The sequence below is a fragment of the Inquilinus sp. genome, from assembly GCF_039594555.1.
Taxonomy (GTDB): Bacteria; Pseudomonadota; Alphaproteobacteria; order DSM-16000; family Inquilinaceae; genus Inquilinus.
Genome location: NZ_JBCNNF010000419.1, coordinates 1 through 5,970, shown reverse-complemented (window position 1 = coordinate 5,970; position 5,970 = coordinate 1). Strand labels below are relative to the sequence as shown.

Sequence of the window (5,970 nt, the reverse complement as noted above, 5' to 3'; positions counted from 1 at the left end):
TACAGGTCCGGGTTGGTCGCCTTGGCGACGATGACCTTGGTGCCGTCCCTGGTCTCGTAGCGGATGGTGTCGGGCCCGACCTCGCCCGGCCGGCCGATCGCCTTGTAGTCCTGGAAAGCCGGCGGCGTGGCATCGGCCTTGGCCGGCACATAGCCGCCCGGATCGCCGGTTTTCGCCTTCTGCACCGACAGGGTGAAGCGGGCGGCGGCGTCTGTGCCCGGCTTTCCGCCCGGGGGCGGCTGCACGGCATCCTGGCGGGGAGTGGGCTGCTGGGCGGCGGTGACGGTCATCGCGTTCCTCCGGCAAGGGACCAGAATCCTAGGCCCTCGGCATGACAATCCATCGATGCATGCACACGCCGGTTCGGATCATCCGCATCTCCGTCCGGCGCCCGTTCCGGTCCGCCCATAGCGGCCGGAATCGAATTAATGCTCCCCGTCCGAGCAAAAGCTCACCCAACCGCCCGCGGGACGCAAGCGCAAAGCGATGTCCGACAAACCGAAATAGGATTCAGTCCCTGGCTATTCCGTGCCGCGGTCGCGGCGCAGCACCAGGATGAAGCCGTCCTCGCCCGGCAGGCCGCGGCCGGCCTCGGACGGTACGGAATCGGGGGCCGGCGGCGGCTCGGTCCGGTTCAGGAAGGATTCCATGGCGGCGACCGGCCAGCGCCAGATCGTCTTGTCCTCCGGCCCGGCACCGATACCGTCATAGAGCCGGCGGGCGCCGGCATTGTCCGACGCCATCTCCCACCGCACCCGCATCTCCTGGGCCACGCCGATATCGGCCAGGGCCCGCATCAGCTGTCGGCCGATGCCGCGGCCGCGCGCCCGGTCGCGGACATAGACGTCGTCGACGCGGATGAAGTCGCCCCCGGTCCAGATCGAATAGTCGATGGTGTAGGTGACGTAGCCGACCACGCCGCTGCCATCCTCGGCGATCAGGCCGCGGAAGCGCGGCGGCACCTCGGCCAGCGCCTCGTCGAGATCGGCGCGCTGCGCCGTCATCGCCGCCTGGTCGCCGGTGAACGCCGCCAGCTCGCGCAGCATGTCCAGCAGCATCGGCACATCCGCGGCGCCCAGCGGCCGCACGGTCAGTTCGGTCACCACAGCATCTCCCGCCTTCGGCAGGGGCTCTCGGGAGGGAGCCGGACGGGCAGGGCCGATGTCCGGCGTGCCGCCCGGGGACACCCCGCCCCGTCACACGCACACTTCGACGGCAGGTCTCCTGGCTCGCGGGTCGCCGCCCGGGGCGCCCGCCTTCCCGGACCGGTCCGGTGGCTTCGGGCGCGGGCTCGCCGCCTACAGTTGCGGGGGCAGCGCCGGCCTTGCCCGAAAGGCGCACCGGCTTCCCTTTTCACCCCGGTCTCCCGAGGCACCGTCGCCCGCCATGCTAGCCGCCGGCCCTCGCCCTGTCGATCACGCAGGGCTCGACCCTCGCGCAGCGGGGCCTGTTGATGCCATATGAGAGCGGGAGAGACCGGGGAGAGGGCGATGGACGGGCTGCCGTTCTGGAAGATGCACGGGCTGGGCAACGACTTCGTCGTGCTGGACGCGCGCGAGCGGGCGATCACGATCCATCCCGACCAGGCCCGCCGCATCGCCGACCGGCACCGCGGCGTCGGCTTCGACCAGCTGCTGGTGATCGAGCCGGCGCAGAGCGCGGGCGCCGACGTGTTCATGCGCATCCTCAACGCCGACGGCACCGAATCGGGCGCCTGCGGCAACGGCACGCGCTGCGTCGCCGCCCTGGTGATGGCCGACACCGGCGCCGAGGCGCTGGTGGTCGAGACCCGCGGCGGGCTGCTGGAGTGCCGCAAGGCCCCGGAAGGCGGCGTCACCGTCGACATGGGTCCGGCCCGGCTGGGCTGGCAAGACATCCCGCTGGCGTATGAGGCTGACACGCTGCACCTGCCGGTGTCGTCCGGCCTGCTGACCGACGGGGTCGGCGTGTCGATGGGCAACCCGCATGCCGTGTTCTTCGTGCCGGAGGCCGAGAAGGTGCAGATCGACGGCGTCGGCCCGGTGCTGGAGCACGACCCGCTGTTCCCGGAGCGCGCCAATATCGGCGTGGTCCAGGTGATGGGCCGCGACCGGCTGCGCTACCGGGTGTGGGAGCGCGGCGTCGGCGTCACCCAGGCCTGCGGCAGCGGCGCCTGCGCCGCCGGCGTGGCCGCAGTGCGCCGCGGCCTGACCGACCGCACCGTGTGGGTCGACCTGGACGGCGGCACGCTGCTGATCGAATGGCGCGAGAGCGACGGCCATGTGCTGATGACCGGCCCGGCCGAGACCAGCTTCGCCGGCATCCTGTCGCGCGGCCTGCTGGAGGGCTGACCGGTCAGCGGGCGAAGCAGGCCCGGCAGCCCCACCAGACGCCATAGATCAGGCCGAGCAGCAGCAGCCGCAGCCAGTACACCAGGCCGAAGAGGAAGCCGATCGCGCCGAACAGCACGGTGGCGGCCAGGTCGGCGAGGCGCCGCGACCAGCGGATCGTCGCCTTCACCGTGGCCAGGGCGCCGCGCTTCAGCACCGTGAACACGGCCAGGGTGCGGTCGCCCATCACCGCCGACACCTCGTCGACGCGGCGCAGATCGGGCACGTCGTCGACATAGCGCAGCAGCTCAACCGACTGCGCCGGCCCGACCCGGTCGGCCACCCGGCCCGCGGCGGCCACGGCCTCGTCCAGCCCTTCCAGCCGGTCATGGCGGATCGCGGCGGCGAAGACGGCGCCGGGCCGCATCACCGTGTCCCGCCACCCGGCCTCCCGCACTTGGCGGCGCAGGGCCGGGAAATCGACCACATCGGCGACCATCCGGCCGAGGCGCTCGGCGAAGCGCGCCGACAGCCGGCCGGTCCGGCACGCGATCTTGAAGGCCGACACCGCGCCGCGTGGCAGGGCCGCGGCCCCGCCGGAGCCCCACGTGGCCGCCGTCAGCGTCAGCCCGATGCCGGACAGGCCGAGCGCCAGCTCGTCCACCGGCTCGTCATTGCCGAAATGCCACAGCTCGCGGCCGATATCGCGCAGGTCACCGACGAAGGTCATGTCGGCGGTGAAGGCCCCCGCCAGGCCGGAGAGGCCGTGGCCTTCCCCGGTCACGGCGCCGGCCACCGCCTGCCGTGCGGTCCGTATCGCGGTGCTGGCCGTCGAGGTCTCGTCCGCGTAGCGGGCCTGCCATTCCGGCTTGACCGGGATGCCGGTCATCCCGGCCACCTGCAGCCAGACCGCCATCCCGTCGATGTCGTCATCGGCGAAGGCCCGGGCGATGCCGGCATCGATCTGCTCCGGCGAGGTCGCGGCGCGGGTCCGGGCGATCAGCGCCGCCTCGACCTCCTGCACCTCCGGCGTGCGCGCCAGCTCGGCCTGGACCAGCTCGATCAGCGGGGCGGCGGCGCGCAGGGCGAAGAACAGCCCGACCAGCCCCGGCAGCGTGACCAGGACGAATTCCAGGACGCGCAGCGGCCGCAATCGCAGCTTCATGGCGGCGGGGCTCCCCTCGGCGCCGCCCCTATAGCATGCCGAGCGCCACGAGGTACTCGCGGACCAGCTCCGTGGGGTCGCCGGCGCGCATCACCCCGCCCATCACCGCGACCCCGGCGAAGCCCGAGGCGATGATGCCGGGCACCAGATCGGGCCCGACCCCGCCCAGCGCGATCACCCGGCCCGGATGACGCCCGGCGATAGTGCCGGCTTCGGCCGGAGACAGGGTCGGCTCATAGCCCGGCTTGCTCGCGGTCGGCGCCAGCGGGCCGAGGGTGACATAGTCGGCCCCAACGGCGAGGACGGCGTCGACCTCACCGCCGGAATGGCACGATACGCCGATCAGGGCGGCCGGGCCGAGCCGCCGCCGCGCCGCGACCGGGTCGCCGCCGGCGGCCAGATGCAGCCCGTCGGCCGCGGCCGCTGCCTCCTGATCGGCATGGACGGTGACCACCGCCCCGACCGGCCGGGCCAGGGCGCGCAGCGGGCGCAGCAGAGCCAGGCGTTCCGCCGCCGTCAGGTCCTTCTCGCGCAGGCTGACCCAGCGGCAGCCGGCGGCCAGGGCGTCGGCCACCACGCCGGTCAGCGGCCGCGCCGCCTGGCGCCGATCGGTGATCAGCAGCAGCGGCGGCGACGGCAGGCAAGGTCGGCTCTCCATCCCCTCACCCGCAGCCCTTGTTCCCCTCTCCTCGGGGAGAGGGAGGGGCCCGTCGCGTTGGCGACGGGAGGGTGAGGGGGTGGCCCAGGCCTCGATCTCCGCTCACGTCCCGATCAGGCCGAGCTGCGGGCTGGACGGGTCGGCCAGGCGGCGCTTCGGGATGCGGCCGGCCAGGGAGGCCAGGCGACCGCCCTCGACCCCCGCGGCCATGGCCCGGGCCATGCGCACCGGGTCGCGCGCCTTGGCCACGGCGGTCGACAGCAGCACGGCGGAGCAGCCGAGCTCCATCGCCAGCGCCGCGTCCGAGGCGGTGCCGATGCCGGCATCCAGCACCACCGGCACCTGGATGCGGCTGCAGATCATCTCGATCGCATGCGGGTTGGAGATACCGAGGCCGGAGCCGATCGGCGACCCCAGCGGCATCACCGCGGCACAGCCGACGTCGGCCAGCCGCATGCAAGTGACCAGGTCGTCATTGCAATAGGGCAGCACCACGAAGCCGTCGCGCACCAGCTCCTCCGCCGCCTCGACCAGCTGGGCGACGTCCGGATACTGGGTCTCGCGGTCGCCGATCAGCTCCAGCTTCAGCCAGTTGGTGCCCAGCGCCTCGCGCGCCAGCTGCGCGGTCAGCACCGCATCGCGCTTGGTCATGCAGCCGGCGGTGTTGGGCAGCAGGCGCCAGCGGTCGCCGACCAGGTCGACCAGGCTCTCGGCATAGCCTTCCAGGCTGATCCGCCGGATCGAGGCGGTGACGACCTCCGCCCCCGAGGCCTCGATCGCATCCAGCATCAGCTGCCGGTTGGCGTAGCCGGCGGAGCCGATGAACAGGCGCGAGCGCAGCGCCACGCCGGCGATGATGAAGGGATCCTGCATGGCTTTACTCCTTAACCGCCCTGGAAGGGGCGGACGATCTCGACCCGGTCGCCGGCCGCGAGGCGATGCTCCGGCCAGCGGGCGCGCGGCAGCACGGCGTCGTTCAGCGCCACGGCGGTGCCGCGCGCCGCCGGGTCGATGCCCTTGGCCAGCAGCAGGTCGAGCACGCTGACCCCGGCCGCGGGTTCGGCTTCGCCGTTCACATTCACGGTCCCCGGCACGCTCATTGGGCGGCCTCCTGGATCCGGGCGAAGCGGTCGATGCGGAACGGCTCCGCCGCCTGTGGCAGCGTGCCGTCGAGGATGGTGCCGGCCACCGCCTCGACCGTCGCCGGCAGCAGCAGGATGCCGTTGCGGTGATGGCCGGTGGCCAGCACCAGCCCCTCGATCGCCGAGGGGCCGAGCACCGGCGCGTCGTCGCGGCTGCCGGGGCGCAGCCCGGCCCAGCTCTCGATCACCGGCAGCTCCTCGATCCCCGGCAGGGCCCGCCAGGCGGCGTCGAGCAGCGACAGCAGGCCGCCGGCGGTGACGGTGGTGTCGAAGCCGCGCTCCTCCACCGTGGCGCCGACGATCAGCCGGCCGTCGATCCGCGGCACCAGATAGGCCTTGCCGGCCCACAGCACATGGCGCAGCAGCGGCGCCGCCGGGTCCATCTGCAGCGCCAGCATCTGGCCCTTCACCGGCCGGACCGGCGGCAGCGCCTCGCGCGGGATGCCGGGAATGCCGCCGGACCAGGCGCCGGCGGCCAGCACCACGACATCGGCCGGCCGCGCCTCGCCGGCCACCATCACGCCTGCTGCGCGGCCGCGATCCAGGATCACGGAGTCGACCGCCGCATGGTCGTGCAGCCCGCCGCCGGCGCGGCGCAGCGCCTCGGCCAGGGCCGGCACCAGCCAGCGATTATCGACCTGATGATCGGCCGGGCTGTGCACGGCGGCGGCCAGGCCCGGCCGCAGCATCGGCTCG

At 73.4% G+C, this 5,970-nt stretch carries 8 protein-coding genes and 1 riboswitch; of the genes, 1 reads left to right on the top strand and 7 read right to left on the bottom strand.

Annotated elements, in window-relative coordinates; all coding sequences use genetic code 11:
• Together ABDW35_RS30455 and ABDW35_RS30450 are read right to left on the bottom strand one after the other, a co-directional pair.
• The coding region (locus tag ABDW35_RS30455) for a hypothetical protein (protein WP_343717596.1) at positions 1-290 on the bottom strand (290 nt) is incomplete at its 3' end.
• 231 nt (positions 291-521) lie between these two features.
• Complete coding sequence (locus ABDW35_RS30450) at positions 522-1,103, bottom strand: GNAT family N-acetyltransferase (RefSeq protein ID WP_343717595.1); 582 nt, start codon at positions 1,101-1,103, stop codon at positions 522-524.
• 93 nt (positions 1,104-1,196) lie between these two features.
• Positions 1,197-1,394: riboswitch (cobalamin riboswitch) on the bottom strand.
• Positions 1,395-1,490: 96 nt separating this feature from the next.
• On the opposite strand from ABDW35_RS30450, the gene dapF reads away from it, so the two are divergent.
• A complete protein-coding gene (dapF, locus tag ABDW35_RS30445) occupies positions 1,491-2,330 on the top strand; it encodes a diaminopimelate epimerase (RefSeq protein ID WP_343717594.1) in 840 nt (279 codons plus the stop codon).
• A gap of 4 nt (positions 2,331-2,334) precedes the next feature.
• Here the strand turns inward: dapF and ABDW35_RS30440 are convergent, their stop codons facing one another.
• The 5 genes from ABDW35_RS30440 to ABDW35_RS30420 all read right to left on the bottom strand — a co-directional run.
• On the bottom strand, positions 2,335-3,474 hold the full coding sequence (locus ABDW35_RS30440) for a hypothetical protein (protein ID WP_343717593.1): 1,140 nt from the start codon (positions 3,472-3,474) through the stop codon (positions 2,335-2,337).
• Between the two features lie 28 nt (positions 3,475-3,502).
• Positions 3,503-4,132, bottom strand: coding sequence for a thiamine phosphate synthase (locus tag ABDW35_RS30435; protein WP_343717592.1), 630 nt, complete (start codon positions 4,130-4,132; stop codon positions 3,503-3,505).
• Between the two features lie 102 nt (positions 4,133-4,234).
• The gene (locus ABDW35_RS30430) at positions 4,235-5,005 is read right to left on the bottom strand and encodes a thiazole synthase (RefSeq protein WP_343717591.1); all 771 of its coding nucleotides are present in this window, start codon (positions 5,003-5,005) and stop codon (positions 4,235-4,237) included.
• Between the two features lie 11 nt (positions 5,006-5,016).
• Entirely contained in the window at positions 5,017-5,232 is a 216-nt protein-coding gene (thiS, locus tag ABDW35_RS30425) for a sulfur carrier protein ThiS (RefSeq protein WP_343717590.1), read from the bottom strand.
• Positions 5,229-5,970, bottom strand: a 742-nt coding sequence (locus ABDW35_RS30420) for an FAD-dependent oxidoreductase (RefSeq protein WP_343717589.1), incomplete at its 5' end; no start/stop codon positions are given. The genes thiS and ABDW35_RS30420, both read right to left, overlap by 4 nt.

Excerpts from the sequence above, each read along its gene's own strand:
- dapF (WP_343717594.1), top strand. The coding sequence starts at position 1,491 with ATGGACGGGCTGCCGTTCTGGAAGATGCACGGGCTGGGCAACGACTTC.
- ABDW35_RS30440 (WP_343717593.1), bottom strand. The coding sequence starts at position 3,474 with ATGAAGCTGCGATTGCGGCCGCTGCGCGTCCTGGAATTCGTCCTGGTC.
- ABDW35_RS30435 (WP_343717592.1), bottom strand. The coding sequence starts at position 4,132 with ATGGAGAGCCGACCTTGCCTGCCGTCGCCGCCGCTGCTGCTGATCACC.
- ABDW35_RS30430 (WP_343717591.1), bottom strand. The coding sequence starts at position 5,005 with ATGCAGGATCCCTTCATCATCGCCGGCGTGGCGCTGCGCTCGCGCCTG.
- thiS (WP_343717590.1), bottom strand. The coding sequence starts at position 5,232 with ATGAGCGTGCCGGGGACCGTGAATGTGAACGGCGAAGCCGAACCCGCG.